This window comes from Streptomyces sp. A012304 (assembly GCF_026008495.1).
Lineage (GTDB): Bacteria > Actinomycetota > Actinomycetes > Streptomycetales > Streptomycetaceae > Streptomyces.
Genome location: NZ_BQUN01000034.1, coordinates 176,309 through 194,458 on the forward strand (window position 1 = coordinate 176,309; position 18,150 = coordinate 194,458).

The following is an 18,150-nucleotide window of genomic DNA, read 5'->3' on the forward strand; positions in this document are numbered from 1 at the left end:
CCCGGCCATCGGAGACGCCCCCCGTCCGACCCGTCTGGGCGCTATGTGTCATACTCGGCGCCGCTCGTAGCACTATCTGACCGGGGGGCTCTTCTGCACGCCATTTCCCTGGCCGCCCCCTACCTGGACACGCATGCGGATCAGCTCTGCTTCTCGCTGGATCCGACCGAGCGGCCGGCGCTCGCCGAACGCCAGGTGACCGTGGGCGGCCTCGACGTACGACTGCGGCTGCTCGGCGCCTCGCACCAGGTCTTCGCGGGCCCCGTGCGGGAGACCGTGGCCTGTCTGCCGGGGACCGTCAAGGGCCTGCCGGCCCGGTACACCTGGCAGCCGCCCGGCTGGACCTACGACTTCGGCGCCCGCACGCTGCGGCTCACCCCCGAGGAGTTCAGCGCCGAGGTGGCACGGATCCTCGACCGGGTGGACGGGGACGAGGACAGCCTGTGCGGGATCTTCCCCGGTTCACCGGAGGCGCTGACGGCGGTGGTCGTCGAGGCGGCCGACGGCTCGCCCGGCGGCGGGCTGGTCTGGCGGACCTGGCACACCTATCCGCAGAGCGGCCAGATCGTATCGACGCACACCCGGCTGGAGGCCCGATGAACAGCGCCCGACTCGTCCGCGCAGCGGTGGCGGCCGTGCTGGCCGCGGCCCTGCTCACCGCCTGCTCCTCCGGCGGCGGCGACGGGGTCCCGCGCGGCTGGATCAAGGACAAGTACACCGTCGGCGGGGCGGGCTGGGTCGACCCGGACAGCAGCCCCACCCAGGTCGCCGACGCGATCCACGGCCACCGCAAGGCGGTCGACCGCGCGTCCGGCGGCCGCATGGAGTTCCTCCGCTACGGCGACGACATGGTCACCGTGTCGCCGTACCGCAACGGCAGCCAGATCGAGATCGAGGACTACCGCAACGGCTACCGCCGCCACAGCCAGTACCTGAACTACTGGCCGGACCCCAACAGCTCGAGCTTCCGCGGCGGCGGCACCGGCTCCGGCAAGTGACTCCCCCGCGCAGACACCTGACTCCCCGGCGCGGGCACGTGCCCTCCCGCCCCTGACGACGCCCTCAAGAAAGGCAACGCAGTGACCGAGATCTTCGAGTCGACCGGCCAGGCCCTGCTCTACGGGGTCGTGGGCCTCGCGGTGATGGCCGCCGGCTTCCTCGCCCTCGACCTCGTCACGCCCGGCAAGCTGTTCCACGTGGTGTGGACGGACCGCAACCGCGGCGCGGCCGTGCTGCTGGGCAGCCAGTCCGTCGCCGTGGGCCTGGTCATCATGGAGGCCATCCGGGCCAGCGAGTCCGAGCAGGGCCTGGGCCAGGGCCTGGTCAGCACCCTGCTGTACGGCCTGGCCGGCGTGCTGGTGATGACGGTCGTCGGCATCGTGATCGGTCTGCTCACCCCGGGCCAGATGGGCGCGATGGTCCTCGACGACCAGGACGGCCGCCCGCACCCCGGCGCCTGGGTGCAGGCCGGCATGTACCTGGGCACCGCCTTCATGGTCAGCGCGGCACTGTCCTGAGCCCTGCCATGAGCACCACCACCCTGGGCCGCGACAGCGCGGCCCCCTCCCGCCCCCCGGCCGTCCGGCACTCTCGGGGGGCGCGTTTCCTTCTCCTCTTCGCCGTCTTCCTCTGCGCGGCCTGCGGCCTTGTGTACGAGCTGGCGCTCACCGCGCTGGGCAGCTACCTCATCGGCAACTCGGTGCTCCAGACCTCCGTGGTCATCTCCGTGATGGTCTTCGCGATGGGCATCGGCTCGCTCGCCGCCAAACCGCTGCGCCGGCGCGCGGTGGGCGCCTTCGCGCTGGTGGAGGGGATCCTGGCGCTGGTCGGCGGACTGTCCGTGCTGGTGCTGTACGCGGCGTTCGCCTGGCTGCGGCTGTACACCCCGGCGATGATCGTGATCACCCTGCTCGTCGGGCTGCTGATCGGGGCCGAGATCCCGCTGCTGATGACGTTGTTGCAGCGGATCCGGCGGCAGGAGGCGGGCAGCGCGGTCGCCGACATGTTCGCCGTCGACTACATCGGGGCGCTGGTCGGCGGACTGTGCTTCCCGCTGCTGCTCCTGCCGACGTTCGGCCAGCTGAGGGGCGCGCTGGTGGTGGGCGCGGTCAACGCGTTCGCCGGGGTCGTCGTGGTGCTGTTCATCTTCCGCCGGCAGACCCGGCGGGTCGTCCGGCTCGGCCTGCTCGGCTTCGGCACGGTGGTGCTGGGGGTGCTGGGCACGGCGTACGCGCTGGCCGACGACCTGGAGGTCACCGCACGGCAGCAGCTGTACCGGGACCCGATCGTGCACGCCGAGACGACGCCGTACCAGGAGATCGTCGTCACCCGATCCACCGCCTTCACCGGCGACGCGGACATGCGGCTCTTCCTCAACGGCGACCTCCAGTTCAGCTCCGTCGACGAGTACCGCTACCACGAGTCGCTCGTCCACCCGGCGCTGTCGGGCAGCCGCGGCGATGTGCTGATCATGGGCGGCGGCGACGGGCTGGCGCTGCGCGAGGTGCTGCGCTACGACGACGTGCGGCATGTGACACTCGTCGAGCTGGACCCGGCGATGACCCGGCTGGCGCGCGACTTCGCACCGCTGCGCCGGCTGAACGGCGGGGCGCTGGACGACCCGAGGGTCGAGGTGGTCGACGCCGACGCCTTCAACTGGCTGCGCGACGCCCGGCAGCGGTACGACGCGGTCGTCGTCGACTTCCCCGACCCGGACACGGCGGCGCTGGCCAAGCTGTACTCGGTGGAGTTCTACGGCCTGCTCGGCCAGGTGCTGACGCCGCAGAGCAGGGTGATCGTGCAGAGCGGGTCGCCGTTCTTCGCGCCGAAGACGTTCTGGTCGATCGCGGCGACGATCGAGGCGGCGGGGTACACCACGACGGAGTTCCAGGTCGACGTGCCGAGCTTCGGCAACTGGGGCTACGTGCTGGCCGCGCCCGGCGACGGTCCGGCGCCGCCGTTGCGGCTGGCGCCGGACGCGCCGCGACTGCGCTACCTGGACGACGCGGTGCTGAAGGCGGCCACGGTGTTCCCCGTCGACCGCCGTCGCGAGGACGTACGGCCGAGCACCCTGATGGACCCGGCGGTGCTGGAGTACGTCCTCAACGAGTGGCGCGACTACTGACCGCCCTCAGATGGTGATGGCGAGCTCCTCGTCCGTGAACGTGCCGTGCGGCGGGTTGACGTCGCTCTCGCCGCCCCTGCCGTCGCAGCCCCGGTCGGGGTTGAACATCAGGTAGGTGCCGGACGAGCAGCTGATCCACATCTCGGCGTCGCCACCGAGGACGAGACTGCCCGATAGGTTGGCGCCGCCCTGCACGATCGCGTTGTCCCGTACGACGACGTTGCCGCCGACCGTGGCTCCGGAGTTCACCCAGGCGAGGCCCTCGATCCGGGCGTTGCCGGTGACGGTCGAGTTGCCGAGGACCGCGGCGCGCGGGCCGACGTAGGCGGTGGCGGCCACGTTGGCGCGGTTGTCCACCCAGCCGCCGCCGTTGGCGTGCCAGTGCCCGCCGCCGGTCGCGGCCGGCTTCTGGTACCCGGACTCGTGACCGGAGGGGGTGGCACCGCTGATCCGGAACTCGTACGCGTAGCGGTGGTTCCTGGGGTAGCCGTCGAGGAACGCGTAGTGGTGCACCCTGCTCGGCGTACCGGTGACGACGAGGTAGACCTCCCGCTCGCCGGGCTGGGTCTGGAAGCTGATCTGACCGTCGGAACCGCTGGAGAGGGCCCCGTAGCGCGGAACACCGTTCCTGACGGCCACGAACCCGTACGACCAGCCGGCCGAGTCCGCGGTGGTGTGCCCCTTGAGGTGCAGCTTGATCAGGGCGCCGTCGGCGGCCGGCACCAGCTTGATCTTGTTGTAGCCGTAGTCGGAGGGAGCGAGCGCGTCGGGAATCGCGTAGTGGCCCGCGGCCTTGTTGACCGCGGTCACCGGGACCCCGTTGTAGGCGTTGATGAAGCCCGCGCCGTACACGTTGGTGACGAACGGCATGAAGTGGGCGCGGTTGGAGTAGTCGTAGGTGACCTGACGCTGGGCGTACTCGGCGATCCGCGTGTTCAGCTGTGCCTGGGTCAGGTTGTTGACGCGCCGGTAGGTCTCCAGGGGGTGCTCGGTGCTGCGGGCCTGGTTCCACAGGTCTGTGAAGGTCTTGATGCCGCCGTACTTGTCGACGAGGTACTGCACCAGCATCCAGTTGCCGTAGTGGTGGCGGCTGGAGGAGTAGGCCAGGTTCTCGGTGCGCAGGAACCGGGTCAGGTCGCCCGCCCCGCCGTTCGGGTACACCTGCATCGCCATGAACTCGGCGCTGGTCTCCCAGAACGTGCCGGCCGACGGGGCGGTGAAGCCGACGCCCGCGCCCCTGCCGAGGAAGGTGTAGTTCTGGAAGACGTGGCCGAGTTCATGGGCCAGGCCCCAGGAGCCGGGAGCCGCGGCGGCGGGCGCGATGTTGATGACCCCGACCCTGCCGTCGGCCGAGCCGCCGGTGGCCCAGGCGTCGAGAGCGGTGCGGTTCCAGGTCCGGGTGACGATCACGACGATCTTGTGCTGGGCCAGCAGACCGGTCTCCGGCGTGAACTTCATGGTGTTCACGTAGTAGGAGTACAGGTTCTCCAACTGGCCGAGGATGTTGTCGGGGTCGAAGCGGTAGTCGGCGGGGGCGTTCTTCGGGTCGGTGCCCGACTTCTCGCCCCACAGCAGGATGAAGTCGGCCGACTCCCGGGTGCGGTTCTGTGCCCACGGCACCTCACCGGTCGCGGCCCAGCTGGGGGGTATGTAGACGCTCTTGGCGGCCTGCGCGGCAGCCGGTGCGGGAGCCGCGGTGGGGAGCGGCGCGGTGGGCGGGCCGGCCGACGCGGGGGCGACCGCGAGGGTCACGCCCGTCGCCGTCAGCGCCAGCAGCACTCCCGAGCGGCGTAGGCACGCCCGAATGCGTTCGATGATCATGTGGGGGGTCTCCGTTCGACGATGCGCGTGCGCCCCTGAGGGCGGGCGGAGCCGCGCCATGGTGGCATGGGAACGCTCCCACTACCAGGGAACCGGCATGACCGAAAGCTTCAGCCGCCCCGCCCTGGCCGGGTTCGCAGGAGGGGGGAACTCGTGCCCTGGGGGGTGCGAGGCCGGCGGTGGCCGGGAAGGAGCGGACCGTGCGTGAGATTCTCCCGGTGCTCGACGGGTGGTACGCGGCCGGTGAGCCGTTCGGGCTGGCCACCGTGGTCGCCGTCAGCCGCAGCGCGCCGCGCGGGCCCGGCGCGGCCATGGCGGTCGGGCCCGGCGACGAGGTGGCCGGCAGCGTGTCCGGGGGGTGTGTGGAGGGCGCGGTGTTCGAGCTGGCGCGGGAGGTCGTGGCGAGCGGTGAGGCGCGGCTGGAGACCTTCGGCTACAGCGACGGCGACGCGTTCGCGGTCGGTCTGACCTGCGGCGGCGAGATCACTCTGCTGGTGCGGCCGGTGACGCCCGGCCGCGACCCGGCGTTCGGGGCGGTGGCGCGGTCGGTGGCGGCGGGCGGGCCGGTGACCGTCGCCACCGTGACGGACGGACCGGCCACGCGCGGCGCCACTCTCGCGGTCTGGCCGGAGCGCACCTCCGGCACGCTCGGCACCGAGGGCCTGGACGCGGCGGTCACCGCCGACGCGCGCGGTGAGCTGGCCCTCGGCGCCACGGGCGTACGCCACTACGGCCCGCGCGGACAGCGGCGCGAGGACGCCGTCTCGGTCTTCCTGCACTCCTTCGCGCCGCCGCCGCGGATGCTGGTGTTCGGCGCGATCGACTACGCGGCGGCCGTGGCCCGTCTCGGGGACTTCCTCGGCTACCGGGTCACGGTGTGCGACGCGCGGCCGGTGTTCGCCACGCCGAAGCGCTTCCCGGAGGGCGTCGAGGTGGTCGTCGAGTGGCCGCACCGCTATCTGCGCGCCACGGACACCGACGGGCGCACGGTGATCTGCGTGCTGACCCACGACCCGAAGTTCGACGTGCCGCTGCTGGAGGTGGCCCTGCGCCGGCCGGCCGCGTACATCGGGGCGATGGGCAGCCGCCGCACCCACGACGACCGCCGTCGGCGGCTGGTCGAGGCGGGGCTGACGGAGCGTGAACTGTCCCGGCTGCGCTCCCCCGTCGGGCTCGACCTGGGGGCCCGTACGCCCGAGGAGGTGGCCGTGTCCGTGGCCGCCGAGATCGTCGCGCTGCGGTGGGGCGGCAGCGGCGCCCCGCTGACCGTGACGTCCGGGGCGATCCACGGGCGGTGAGGGCGCGGCGGGCTCAGCGCGGCGGCAGCCGGTGCAGGACGACGTCCGTGAGGCGGCCGTCGGCCACCGAGGCGGTCAGATAGGTGCGGTACGGCTGGCGGCGGCGGTCGGTCGGGGAACCCGGGTTGAGCAGGCGCAGCCCGCCGGGTGCGGTGGTGTCCCACGGGATGTGGCTGTGGCCGAAGACGAGGACGTCCAGGTCGGGGAAGCGGGCCGCGCAGCGCGCCTCGCGGCCCTGGGCGGGGCCGGTCTCGTGGACCACGCCGAAGCGCACCCCGCCGAGGTCGGCGCGGGCGACCTCGGGCAGCCGGGCGCGCAGCTCGGGCCCGTCGTTGTTGCCGTACACCGCGATCAGCCGGCGGCTGCGGTGCTCCAGCAGGTCGAGGGTGGCGACGTCGACCCAGTCCCCCGCGTGGATCACCACGTCGGCGTGCGGCAGCTCGTCGAGCAGCGGGGCCGGGAGGGCCTTGGCGCGCTGGGGGAGATGGGTGTCCGACGTGATCAGCAGGCGCACGGGACCAGCGTACGGCGGCGCGGCCCCTGGGGCGCGGGTCAGCGCCGTCGCTTCAGGGGCTCCCACCAGTCGCGGTGGTCGCGGTACCAGGCGACGGTCTGCGCGAGGCCGGTGGCGAAGTCCCGGCGGGGGCGGTAGCCGAGTTCGGTGCGGGCCTTGGTCCAGTCGACGGAGTACCGCAGGTCGTGGCCCTTGCGGTCGGCGACGTGCTCGACGCGGTCCCAGCCGGCCCCGCAGGCCTCGAGGAGCAGGCCGGTCAGTTCGCGGTTGCTCAGTTCGGTGCCGCCGCCGAGGTTGTATGTCTCACCGGGGCGGCCCTGGACGCGCACCAGGTCGACGCCCCGGCAGTGGTCCTCGACGTGCAGCCAGTCGCGGACGTTGCGGCCGTCGCCGTACAGCGGCACCTTCTCGCCGTCGAGGAGGTTCGTCACAAACAGGGGGACGACCTTCTCGGGGAACTGGTGCGGGCCGTAGTTGTTGGAGCAGCGGGTGACGCGGACGTCCAGGCCGTGGGTGCGGTGGTAGGAAAGGGCCATCAGGTCGGCGGAGGCCTTCGAGGCGGAGTACGGCGAGGTGGGGGCCAGCGGGTCGCTCTCGGTGCGGGCGCCGGTCTCGACGGAGCCGTAGACCTCGTCGGTGGAGACGTGCACGAACGGTCCGACGCCGTGCCGCAGTGCCGCGTCCAGCAGGGTCTGGGTGCCGAGCACGTTGGTGCGGACGAACACGTCCGCGCCCTCGATGGAGCGGTCCACGTGGGACTCGGCGGCGAAGTGCACCACCTGGTCGGCGCCGGCCATCAGCTTGTCGACGAGGTCCGCGTCGCAGATGTCGCCGTGGACGAACTCCAGCCGGGGGTGGCCGGCCGGCAGGTTGGTGAGCGTGCCCGCGTAGGTGAGCTTGTCGAGGACGGTGATGTCGGTGCCGCCCTCGGCGAGGAGAGCGCGGACATAGGCGGAGCCGATGAAGCCGGCCGCCCCGGTGACGAGGAGGTTCATGCGGGATCTGTACCTCGCCGCACCCGCCGGGGGCCAGCCGGCCCCGCCGGGTGCGCGCCGCGGGTCAGTCCTCGCCCCTGATGATGTGGCCCTCCGGAGCGGACCGTGGGCCCAGGACGACGCCGGGCGCGTCGACGGCGGGGATCCAGGTGCGCAGGGCGGGGCTCTGGCGGCGGAGCCGACGGGCCCTGGCCCAGCCGGTCTCGGGCCGGCGCGCGGCGGGTTTCTCCACGGTGTGCGAGGTCACGACGGTTCAGCACCTTTCTGTGGGTCTCGGTCAGCGGGCACCGGGGCCGCCGCTGCCGAACGAGCCGCTGGAGCCGGGGTCCCACCGCGGGCGGCTCTGGTCGTCGCTGTCGCGTCCGCCGGTGGGACGCAGCTCGTGCGGGGTGAGGCGTTCGCCGTCCGCGGACTGCGGCATCTCGTTCGGCTCGCGCACCCGGTGGCTCTCGCGGACGGGTCCGGAGGCGGGCATCCGGGGCTGGTCGTCGGGCCGGGGCGGCGCGGGCTCGTTCCTGCGGACCCGGAAGCCCAGCCGGAAGGCCCAGATCAGGCCGGCGACGAGGACGACGCCGACGACGACGAACGCCACGGAGGCCAGCACGGAGCTGCCCGAGGCTGCCAGGTGGGCGGTGGCGATGGTGTCCATGGACGCCGGGTACCCCGGGCGCGCCGCGGGACACCCGGGCCGCGCCCGGCTCACTCGGTCAGCGCCACCTCGCTCCACACCTGCTTGCCGCCGCTGACCGGGACCGTTCCCCACGCCTCGGACATGGCCTCGACGAGCAGGACACCGCGGCCGCCGGTCGCCTCCCAGCTGAGGCCGGTGGGTTTGACGGGGCTGCGCGGGGAGGAGTCGGTGACGGCGACGCGCAGCCGGTGGTTGATGAGGGTGAGGTCGAGGCGGACCCGGCCGTCGGTGTGCACGAGGGCGTTGGTGACGAGTTCGGAGACGATGAGCAGCGCGGCGTCCATGGCGGCGTCGGAGACGCCCCAGGAGCGCAGGGTGCGGCGGCTGAAGCGGCGGGCGTGCCGGGCCGCCTCGGGCACCCGCCACACCGTCCAGCCCTCGCGCAGGGGCTTGACGGCCATGCCGTCGTAGCGCATGAGGAGCAGGGCGACGTCGTCGCCGCGGTGGGCGTGGCCGAGCAGGGCGTCGGCGACCAGGCCGAGGTGGGCGGGGTCGGCCACGGACAGGCCGTGGGCGAGGCGGTCGATGCCCGCGTCGATGTCGGAGTCGGCGGACTCCAGGAGTCCGTCGGTGGTCAGCGCGACGACGGTGCCGGGCATCAGCCGCAGCGGGGCCATGGGGAAGTCGGCCTGGGTGACGACGCCGAGCGGGGGGCCGCCGTCGGACTCGACGATGTCGGTTGCGCCGTCCGGGTGACGCAGCACGGGCGGCGGGTGTCCGGCCCGTACGCACCAGGCGGTGCCGGCCTCCATGTCGACGTCGACGTAGCAGCAGGTCGCGAAGAGGTCGGTCTCCAGCTCCATCAGAAGCCGGTTGGCGTGGGAGACGACCACGTCCGGCGGGTGTCCCTCGGCGGCGTAGGCGCGCAGCGCGGTGCGCATCTGGCCCATGAGGGTGGCGGCGCCGGTGCTGTGCCCCTGGACGTCGCCGATGACCAGGGCGACGTGGTGGTCGGGCAGCGGGATCACGTCGTACCAGTCGCCGCCGACCTCCAGACCGGCGGTGGCGGGCAGGTAGCGGGCCACGGCGACCGCGCCGGGGAGTTTCGGCAGACGGCGCGGGAGGAGCTGGCGCTGGAGCATGCCGACGAGTTCGTGCTCGGCGTCGAAGGCGTGGGCCCGCATCAGGGCCTGGCCGACGAGGCCGGCGGAGGCGGTGAGCAGGGCGCGTTCGTCGGGGCCGAAGTCGTGGGGCGCGTCCCAGCCGATGAGGCAGGCGCCGGCCATGCGGCCCGCGGCGGGCAGCGGCAGCACGGCGAGGCCGCCGGGCCCGACCTCGGCGAGGGCGGGTTCCAGGCCGGTGCCGGCGGGCCAGATCTGGGCGCGGCCCCCGCGCAGGGCGGCGGCGAGGGTGGGCATGGCGCGCACCGGCGCGTCCGGCCACTCGGTGCGCCACTCCAGCCGCCACAGCTCGGGCCAGGCCTCGGGTTCGGGCGGGTCCAGGACGGTGACCACGAGCCGTTCGTTCTCCAGCTCGGCGAGCGCGATCCGGTCGGCCCGCAGTGGCGCCCGCAGCGCGGCGACGACGGCCTGGCTGACGTCGCGGACCGTGCCGGCGGTGGCGAGCGCGGCGGCCAGGCGCTGCACCCGGGCCACGTCGGTGACGTCGGAGCGCAGGGTGGAGGCGTCGGCGACGGTGCCGACCAGGCGCGCCGGGTGGCCCTCGCCGCCGGGCAGCAGCCGGCCGCGCAGCCGCAGCCAGCGCGGCGGGCCGGCGGGCCGCAGCACCCGGAACTCCAGCTCCCGCTCACCGATCGACATGTGGTCGGCCTCGACCACGGACATCAGCGCGGGCAGGTCCTCGGGGACGGTGAGGCCGAGCAGGGTCTCGACGCGGCCGTCGAACGCGGTCCGGCTCAGGCCGAACAGTTCCAGGATCTCGTCGCCGACCTCGACCCGTCCGCTGTCCATGGCGAGGGTGAAGGCGTTGGCGGGCAGTTCCTCGCCCTCGACGGGTGCGGCGGGGGCGGGCAGGGTCACGGCCTGTGCGATGAGCTCCAGGCTCTCGCGGTCGTCGGGGTCGAAGCCGCCGGGGTGCTCGCTGACGGCGAGCAGGCAGCCGCCCGCGCCGTCGGCCACGGGCAGGGCCGCCAGGTGGACGTCCCGGGCGGCCATCCGCCGGGACTCGGCGTACTCCGCGAGCTGCTCGGGTCCCAGCCAGACGGGCCGTCGGGCGCGGTGGGCGCCGGCGGCCGGGGAGTTCCCCTCGACGGGGTAGGTCTCGCGCAGCCCGTAGAGGGTGCGCGGGACGCCGGCCGACTCGACCAGGCACAGCAGGTCGCCGTCGTCGCCGGGGGCGTAGACGGCGGCGAGGGCGGCGCCGCTGAACACGAGCGCCTGTTCGAGGACGCGGCGCACCCGTTCGGGTGAGGCGGGATCGACCGTGATCGTCTTGAGGGCAACTTCGGTCCGCAACGCTCTCCTGTCGCGCTCCGCCGCACCCTGACTCACCACGTCGGTATTACAGCGCTTATGCGACGTTCGCGCAGCCCCTGGGGCCGAGTCGTGGAGGCCGGGCGGGGGTTCGACGAGGGACCCGCCGGGCCGGCACTCGAAACGGACCGAACATGTCTTTACCTGTGCGTTCCGCACGTCGATCTGGTGACAGGCGTGACTGTCGGCGCCCCATGGCCCACTGCGAATCTCGTGGCCGGGCCGACGGAGGGGGACGCATGGACAAGCGGTACGAGGTGTACGCGCTGGCGGACACGCACTTCTACGAGACGCCCGACCGGCTGGACGCGGGCGGCGCCGCACCGCTGTTCGAGACGGCGCGGCGGGCGGTGCCGGAGGGCTGGGAGGCGGCGCGGACCGGCGACTGGCTGAACCTGACGCCGCTCGGCCCCGACGGGGCGCCGGCTCCGGGACCGGCCCAGGGCTGGAAGGTCCACGCCTCGGCCACCCGGGCGAACGCGGAGGAGATCGCGGCGATCGTGTGGGACTACTGCGTCCCGCGCCGCATCCCGTTCAAGTTCGTGCCGGGCCCGCACCTGCTGCACCTGCGCAACACCAAGTACGCCGGCCGCGACACCAGCGGGAAGTTCGTCACGCTCTACCCGGCCGACGAGGAGCGGCTGCACACCGTCCTGCGGGAGCTGGGCGAGCTGCTGAAGGGCTTCGAGGGCCCTTACATCCTCACCGACCTGCGCTGGTACGACGGCCCGCTGTACGTCCGCTACGGCGCCTTCGCGCGCGTGTTCACCGTCGACGAGCGCGGTTCGCTGGTGCCGGCGGTGCGCGACGGGTCCGGCACGCTGGTGCCCGACCGGCGGGCGCCGTCCTTCCAGGTGCCCGAGTGGGTGACACTGCCGGCGTTCCTCGAACCGCATCTGGCGGCGCGCGGCGCCACCACGGTGGGCGAGCTGCCGTACCGGATCGAGAAGGCGCTGCACTTCTCCAACGGCGGCGGGGTGTACGCGGGCACCGATCTGCGCGACGGGCGCAAGGTGGTGCTGAAGGAGGGGCGTCCGCACGCGGGGCTGGCCTCCGACGGGGCGGACGCGATCGCCCGGCTGGAGCGCGAGAAGCGGGCGCTGGAGGCGGTCGCGGGCACGGGCGTGGTGCCCGAGGTGCGGGACTGGTTCACCCTCGGCGACCACCGGTTCCTGGTCATGGACTTCGTCGAGGGACGCCCGCTCAACTCGTTCTTCGCCGAACGGCACCCGCTGCTGGCCCCCGACCCCGACCCGGCGGCCGTCGCCGCCTACACGGCGTGGGCGGTGCGGATCCACGGAGCGGTGGAGCGGGCGGTGGAGAAGGTCCACGCGCGCGGGATCGTCTTCAACGACCTGCACGTCTTCAACATCATGGTCGCGCCCGACGAGGAGTCGGTGTTCCTGATCGACTTCGAGGCGGCCGCCCCGGCCGAGGAGAACGGCCGCCAGGTGGTCGCGCACCCGGGCTTCTTCGCCCCGCCGGACCGCCGGGGCGCCGACGTCGACCGGTACGCGCTGGCCTGTCTGCGGCTCGCCCTGTTCATGCCGGTCACCACGCTGTTCGTGGTCGACCGGGGCAAGGCCGCCCATCTGGCGGAGGTGATCGCCGAGCAGTTCCCGGACGTGCCGCGCGCCTTCCTGGACGAGGCGGTCGCGGAGATCACCCGTACCGTGGCCGGCGGTGGTCCGGTGCCCTCGGCGCCCGCCTCCCGGGTGGAGCCCGGTGACTGGCCGCACAGCCGGGACTCGATGGTCAAGGCGATCCTCGCCTCCGCGACCCCGGACCGCGACGACCGGCTGTACCCCGGCGACATCGCCCAGTTCTCCGACGGCGGCGGCCTGGGTCTCGCGCACGGCGCCGCCGGTGTGCTGTACGCGCTGGCGGCGACCGGCGCCGAACGCCACGAGGAGGGCGAGCGCTGGCTGCTGGAGCACACGGCGCCGCCGCCCACGGGCACCCCGCTCGGCCTGTACGACGGACTCGCGGGCGTCGCACACGTCCTGCACCTGCTCGGCCACCGGCAGCGGGCCCTGGACCTGGTCGAGGGCATCCTGCGCGAGCGCTGGCGGAACCTGTCCTGGGACCTGCGGGGCGGCCTGGCCGGCCTCGGCCTGGTCCTCGGACACCTGGCGGTCGAGACGGGTGAGCCGGAGCTGCGGGCGCGGGCCGCCGAGGCCGCGGAACTCGTCGTCGGACGCCTCGCCGAACCGGCGCCCGCCGCGCCGGACCGGCGGCGGGCCGGGCTGCTGCGGGGCGCGAGCGGCCCCGCCCTGTTCCTGCTGCGGCAGTACGAGGCGACGGGCGAGCGGGCGCTGCTGGAGGCGGCGGCGAGCGCGCTGCGCCGGGACCTGGAGTGCTGCGTACAGCGCGCGGGCGGCGCGCTGGAGGTCGACGAGGGGTGGCGGACGCTGCCGTACCTCGGGGACGGCAGCGTGGGCGTGGGAATGGTGCTCGACGCGTACCTGGCCCTCGCCGGGGACCCCGACGGCGCCTTCGAGCGGGCCCGGGCCGGCGTCCTCACCGCGGCCACCTCCCGCTTCTACGCCCAGCCCGGCCTCTTCCAGGGCCGCGCCGGGATGATCCTGCACCTGGCCCGCACCGACACTCCCGGCGCGACACGGGAACGGCTCCGGGAGCAGATCGCCGGGCTCGGCTGGTTCGCGATGCCCTACCAGGGACAGCTCGCCTTCCCCGGACACCAGATGATGCGCCTGTCCATGGACCTCGCCACCGGAACGGCGGGCTGTCTGCTCGCGCTCGCCGCGGCCCTCGGCGAGGACACCGGCCCGGTCCCGGGCGGAGGCCTCCGGGCCCATCTGCCCTTCCTCCCGCCGCCGCACCGGCGGCCCTCATGACGCGGCTCCGCCTCTGAAGGAGTCGTGACGCAACCCCGTCCCCACGGGACGAACACATCATCCGAACGGACGAAAGGACACCACCATGGCCCTGCTCGACCTGCAGACGATGGAATCCGACGAGCTCACCGGGGGCGGCGGCGCCAGCACCCTCAGCCTGCTGTCCTGCGTCAGCGCCGCGAGCGTCCTGCTCTGTCTGTGACGGGCACCAGGCGCTGAACGCCCCGGGCGGCCGTCTCCCGCGAGGGAGGGGCCGCCCGGGGTCCGTCCCGTGATCCCGAGGAAGGACGCCCCGGTGCAGCGGACCACCCGCGAACTGCTCCGTGCGGCGGCCCGCCACAGCGGCGCCCGCTGCACGGTCCTGTGCCTGGTGAGCGTGGCGACGGCCGGCGCCGGACTGCTGTTGCCGGCCGCCCTCGGCCGCGCCCTGGACCTGCTGCTCGCCGGGGCACCGGCCGGCCGCTGGGTCGCGGCCTGCGCGGTCCTGGTTCTGTCGCTGACCGTGCTGGACGCCTGCCAGACGGTGCTCACCGGCACCGTCGACGCCCGCACCACCGCCTTTCTGCGCCGCCGGACGACCGGCCACGTCCTGGCCGCGGGCCCCCGGCCGGCCGCCCGCTTCGGGCCCGGCGACCTCGTCGCCCGGCTCGTCGGCAGCGCCGCCCAGGCCGGCACGTCGCCCGCCGCCCGCGCCGCCCTGCTGGCCGCGCTCGCCGGGCCCGTGGGGGGTGTGGTGGCGCTCGCCCTGATCGACCCGTGGCTGGCGGCCGTGTTCCTGACCGGCGCGCCCGCCCTGACACTGCTGCTGCGGGCCCTCGCCCGGGACACCTCCGCCTGCGTGGCGGAGTACCAGCGGGCGCAGGGGCGGATCGCGGCCGCGCTCGCCGAAGCGGTCGGCGGCGCCCGCACCGTCCGCGCGGCCGGGACGGCCGACCGGGACATGGCCCGGATCCTGCGCCCGCTGCCCGAGCTGGCCCGGGCGGGCCGGCGCATGTGGCACGTCCAGGGCCGCGCCTCCGCCCGGGCCGTCGCCGTCGCCCCGCTGCTGCACCTGGGCGTCGTCGCGGTGGCCGGTCTGCTCCTCGCCCGGCACCGGCTGTCGGCCGGTGACGTCCTCGCCGCCTCCCGGTACGCGGTCCTCGCCACCGGCGTCGGCGTGCTGGTCGGCCGGCTCTCCGGCCTCGTCCGGGCCCGCGCGGCCGCCGACCGCCTGGGCGAGGTCCTGGCCCGGCCGGTCCCGGTGTACGGCGACCGCCGCCTGCCCCCGGACGGACCGGGCCGCCTGGAGCTGCGCGGGGTGACCGCCCGGCACGACGGGCGCACGGTCCTCGACGGCGTCGACCTGGTGGTGCCCGGCGGGAGCACCCTCGCGCTGGTGGGCCGCTCGGGTTCGGGCAAGTCGCTGCTGGCCGCGCTCGCCGGCCGGCTGGCCGACCCGGACGCCGGGCAGGTCCTGCTGGACGGCGTCCCGCTGCCCGACCTCTCCCGGGCCGAGCTGCGCGCTGCGGTCGCCCACGCCTTCGACCGCCCCGCCCTCCTCGGCACCACCGTCGAGGACACGATCGGCCTCGGACTGCCCCGCCCCTCCCCCGCCCGCGTGCGGGAGGCCGCCCGCTCGGCGCGCGCGGACGACTTCGTCCGCCGCCTGCCCGCCGGCTACGCCACCCCGTGCGCGCACGCCCCCCACTCCGGCGGGGAGGCCCAGCGTCTCGGCCTCGCCCGCGCCTTCGCCCGCGGCGGCCGCCTCCTCGTCCTCGACGACGCCCTCTCCAGCCTCGACACGGTCACCGAGCACCAGGTCACCCGCGCGCTCCTCGACCCGGACCGGCCCGGCACCCGCCTCGTCGTCACCCACCGCGCCGGCACCGCCGCCCGCGCGGAGCGTGTCGCCTGGCTGGACGGCGGCCGGATACGGGCGGTGGGCACCCACGCGGAGCTGTGGCGGGAGGCGGCCTACCGGGCGGTCTTCGCACCGGACGAGGAAGGGGCGGACACGTGAGCGCGCCCGACGGACTGCGTCGGCGCGGGCTCCGCTTCCTGCGGGCCCACCCGCGGGTCCTGCTGCGGCTCGCCGGCTGGTCCGTGCTCGAGGCCGGTCAGGCCTTCCTGCTCGGCTTCGCCCTGGCACGGGCCCTGGACGACGGGTTCCTGGCCGGGCGGACGCGGGTGGGGCTCGGGTGGCTGGCGGTGGCCGGGGCGGGGGTGCTCGTCGGCGCGTACGGGACCGGGCGGGTGTACCGGGCGGTCGCGGCGCTGGTGGAGCCGCTGCGGGACCGGCTCGTGGCGCGGGTGGTGGAGTGTGGGGTGCGGGAGGCGGACGGCGGGGCGCTGTCCGGTCTCACCCAGCAGGTGGAGATCGCCCGGGACACCTTCGCCGGGCTGGTGATGGTCTCGCGTTCGTTCGTCTTCACCGCCGCCGGCGCGCTGATCGGCCTGTTCTCGCTGGCCCCCGTCCTGCTGCTGGTGGTGGTGCCCCCGCTGATCGCCGGGGTGGGGCTGTTCGCGGTGACGCTGCGGCCGCTCGCACGCCGCCAGGAGGCGTTCCTCGCCGCCGACGAGGCCCTGGCGGGCCACCTCGGTGCCGTCTGCCCGGGGCTGCGGGACATCACGGCCGCCGGCGCGGAGGACCGGATCGCCGCGGACACCGGCGTGTACACCGACGCCGAGCTGCGCGCGGCCCGCTCCCTCGCCCGCTGGGGCGTGGCCCGGGTGGTCTGCCTCGCGCTGGGCGGCCATCTCCCCGTCGTCCTGCTCCTGGCCGGCGGCCCGTGGCTGCTGGGCCACGGCGTCACCCCCGGCGCCCTGGTCGGTGCCCTCACCTACGTCACCCAGTCCCTCCTTCCGGCCCTCGCCGACCTCGTCCACGGTCTGGGCACGAGCGGCTCCCGGCTGACGGTGGTCCTGCGCCGCCTGGCCGTGCCGGCGGCCGGCGGCCCCCCGTGCGCGACGGCACGGGACGACACACCGCTGTCACCGGACGCCGAGGTCCCCGCCGTCTCCCTCACCGCCGTGTCCTTCGCCTACGGGCCCGCCTCCGCCCCCGTCCTGGACGGTCTCGGCCTCACGCTGCCGGCCGGCGGTCATCTGGCCGTCGTCGGGCCGAGCGGGAGCGGGAAGTCGACCCTCGTCGCCCTGGTCGCCGGACTGGTGGAGGCGGGGCGGGGGGAGGTGCGGGTGTTCGGGCGGCCGACGGCGGAGGCCGGCGGGCTGCGGGTGCTCATTCCGCAGGAGGCATACGTCTTCAGCGGCACGCTCGCCGAGAACCTCGCGTATCTGCGGTCCGGCCCCGTGCCCGAGAGCGAGATGCTGGCCGCCGCCGAGACGGTCGGCCTGGGCCCGCTGCTCGACCGCCTCGGCGGGACGGGGGCCGACGTGGACCCGGCGACGCTCTCCGCCGGGGAGCGGCAGTTGATCGCGCTCACGCGCGCGTACCTGTCGCGGGCGCCGCTCGCCCTGCTGGACGAGGCGACCTGTCATCTTGACCCGGAGGCGGAGGAGCGCGCGGAGCGTGCCTTCGCGGCGCGGCCGGGCGGCAGCCTGGTGGTCGTGGCCCACCGGATCAGCTCGGCCCGTCGGGCCGGCCGCGTGCTGGTCATGGACGGCCCGCGCACGGCGTACGGGACGCACAAGGAGGTGCTGCGGCGCTCGGCCCTGTACCGGGAGCTCGTCGGCCGGTGGGAGCCGTCCTCACAGCCAGCCCTGGCCCTGCGAGATGCGGATGGCGTCGATGCGGTTGCGGGCCCCGGTCTTGCGGGTGATGGCCGCCATGTAGTTGCGCACGGTCCCATGCGACAGGTGCAGGTTCCCGGCGATCTCCGCGACCGACGCGCCCTCGGCGGCGAGGGTTAACACGCTCAGCTCCCGCCGGGTCAGCGGCATCTCGGCGGCCTGGAGGAAACCGAACCCCAGCGACTCGTCGACGAAACGCTCCCCCTGGGCGACCCTGCGGATCCCGTGCAGCAGGCGCTCCGGCGAACCCGCCTTGTCGACGTAACCGAGCGCCCCCGCCTCCAGGGCCCGTTTCAGCAGTCCCGGTCTGTTCGCACCGGCAAGGACCAGCAGCCGCGGCGGCTCCGCCCCGGTACCCCGGGGGCTCAGCTCGCCGAGCGGCGGTATGCCGTAGGTGTCCGCGCACTCGAGGTCGGCGGCGCACACGTCGGGCCGCACGGACCGCACCCGGGCCGACGCGCCACGCCACGGCGTGTCGTCCACCCGCAGGTCGGGCTGGACCGACAGCCACTGCGCGAGGACCGCTCGCACCAGACACTCGTCGTGCACCAGAAGTACCCGGATCACTGCCCCGCCCCTTCGGTCCTGCCGCCGCCGGATTTCCCGATGATGAACGCGTGCCCCATTGTTGGGTCCCCGGACCGTTTCTGGGCGCGAAGATCCGGCCATCGCGAGGCGCGGGGGCGCA

The 18,150-nt window shown here is 74.5% G+C and carries 15 protein-coding genes and 1 pseudogene; 9 read left to right on the forward strand and 7 right to left on the reverse strand.

The window, feature by feature from the left end; translation table 11 throughout:
- The first annotated feature begins 93 nt into the window (after positions 1-93).
- The 4 genes from ALMP_RS07850 to ALMP_RS07865 all read left to right on the forward strand — a co-directional run bounded on the left by ALMP_RS07850 (position 94) and on the right by ALMP_RS07865 (position 3,124).
- Entirely contained in the window at positions 94-600 is a 507-nt protein-coding gene (locus ALMP_RS07850; RefSeq protein WP_264925568.1) for a DUF2617 family protein, read from the forward strand.
- Entirely contained in the window at positions 597-998 is a 402-nt protein-coding gene (locus ALMP_RS07855; RefSeq protein WP_264925516.1) for a DUF4247 domain-containing protein, read from the forward strand. The genes ALMP_RS07850 and ALMP_RS07855 overlap by 4 nt, the downstream gene beginning before the upstream one ends.
- A gap of 81 nt (positions 999-1,079) precedes the next feature.
- Complete coding sequence (locus ALMP_RS07860) at positions 1,080-1,517, forward strand: DUF350 domain-containing protein (RefSeq protein ID WP_264925517.1); 438 nt, start codon at positions 1,080-1,082, stop codon at positions 1,515-1,517.
- A gap of 8 nt (positions 1,518-1,525) precedes the next feature.
- Positions 1,526-3,124: a polyamine aminopropyltransferase gene (locus ALMP_RS07865; RefSeq protein ID WP_264925519.1), complete on the forward strand. Its 1,599-nt coding sequence runs from the start codon at positions 1,526-1,528 to the stop codon at positions 3,122-3,124.
- A 6-nt stretch (positions 3,125-3,130) separates the two neighbouring features.
- On the opposite strand, the gene ALMP_RS07870 is transcribed toward ALMP_RS07865, so the two are convergent.
- Positions 3,131-4,945 (reverse strand): DUF6055 domain-containing protein, encoded by a 1,815-nt coding sequence (locus tag ALMP_RS07870; RefSeq protein ID WP_264925520.1) that lies wholly within the window; start codon positions 4,943-4,945, stop codon positions 3,131-3,133.
- Positions 4,946-5,145: 200 nt separating this feature from the next.
- Between ALMP_RS07870 and ALMP_RS07875 the strand changes: the two genes are divergently transcribed.
- On the forward strand, positions 5,146-6,243 hold the full coding sequence (locus ALMP_RS07875) for an XdhC family protein (protein ID WP_264925521.1): 1,098 nt from the start codon (positions 5,146-5,148) through the stop codon (positions 6,241-6,243).
- A 13-nt stretch (positions 6,244-6,256) separates the two neighbouring features.
- On the opposite strand, the gene ALMP_RS07880 is transcribed toward ALMP_RS07875, so the two are convergent.
- The 5 genes from ALMP_RS07880 to ALMP_RS07900 form a co-directional block, all read right to left on the reverse strand.
- A complete protein-coding gene (locus tag ALMP_RS07880) occupies positions 6,257-6,757 on the reverse strand; it encodes a metallophosphoesterase (protein ID WP_264925522.1) in 501 nt (166 codons plus the stop codon).
- Positions 6,758-6,795: 38 nt separating this feature from the next.
- The gene (gene rfbB, locus ALMP_RS07885) at positions 6,796-7,752 is read right to left on the reverse strand and encodes a dTDP-glucose 4,6-dehydratase (RefSeq protein ID WP_264925523.1); all 957 of its coding nucleotides are present in this window, start codon (positions 7,750-7,752) and stop codon (positions 6,796-6,798) included.
- Between the two features lie 64 nt (positions 7,753-7,816).
- Positions 7,817-7,999 carry a hypothetical protein gene (locus ALMP_RS07890; protein ID WP_264925524.1) on the reverse strand — a complete coding sequence of 61 codons (183 nt, stop codon included), beginning with the start codon at positions 7,997-7,999 and terminating at the stop codon, positions 7,817-7,819.
- Positions 8,000-8,029: 30 nt separating this feature from the next.
- A complete protein-coding gene (locus ALMP_RS07895) occupies positions 8,030-8,401 on the reverse strand; it encodes a DUF6479 family protein (protein WP_264925525.1) in 372 nt (123 codons plus the stop codon).
- Positions 8,402-8,451: 50 nt separating this feature from the next.
- The gene (locus tag ALMP_RS07900; RefSeq protein ID WP_264925526.1) at positions 8,452-10,896 is read right to left on the reverse strand and encodes a SpoIIE family protein phosphatase; all 2,445 of its coding nucleotides are present in this window, start codon (positions 10,894-10,896) and stop codon (positions 8,452-8,454) included.
- A 218-nt stretch (positions 10,897-11,114) separates the two neighbouring features.
- On the opposite strand from ALMP_RS07900, the gene lanKC reads away from it, so the two are divergent.
- The 4 genes from lanKC to ALMP_RS44125 all read left to right on the forward strand — a co-directional run bounded on the left by lanKC (position 11,115) and on the right by ALMP_RS44125 (position 17,582).
- Positions 11,115-13,733: a class III lanthionine synthetase LanKC gene (gene lanKC / locus ALMP_RS07905; protein ID WP_264925527.1), complete on the forward strand. Its 2,619-nt coding sequence runs from the start codon at positions 11,115-11,117 to the stop codon at positions 13,731-13,733.
- An 85-nt stretch (positions 13,734-13,818) separates the two neighbouring features.
- Positions 13,819-13,935, forward strand: coding sequence for a SapB/AmfS family lanthipeptide (locus tag ALMP_RS07910; RefSeq protein ID WP_264925528.1), 117 nt, complete (start codon positions 13,819-13,821; stop codon positions 13,933-13,935).
- Positions 13,936-14,028: 93 nt separating this feature from the next.
- Positions 14,029-15,732, forward strand: a complete 1,704-nt coding sequence (locus ALMP_RS07915) for an ABC transporter ATP-binding protein (RefSeq protein WP_264925529.1) — start codon at positions 14,029-14,031, stop codon at positions 15,730-15,732.
- Positions 15,729-17,582 carry an ABC transporter ATP-binding protein gene (locus ALMP_RS44125; protein ID WP_309299442.1) on the forward strand — a complete coding sequence of 618 codons (1,854 nt, stop codon included), beginning with the start codon at positions 15,729-15,731 and terminating at the stop codon, positions 17,580-17,582. Before ALMP_RS07915 ends, ALMP_RS44125 begins: the two co-directional genes overlap by 4 nt.
- On the opposite strand, the pseudogene ALMP_RS07925 reads toward ALMP_RS44125, so the two are convergent.
- Positions 17,505-18,131, reverse strand: a pseudogene (locus tag ALMP_RS07925) (LuxR C-terminal-related transcriptional regulator); the annotation flags it as partial. The gene ALMP_RS44125 and the pseudogene ALMP_RS07925 overlap by 78 nt on opposite strands.
- Positions 18,132-18,150: the final 19 nt, after the last annotated feature.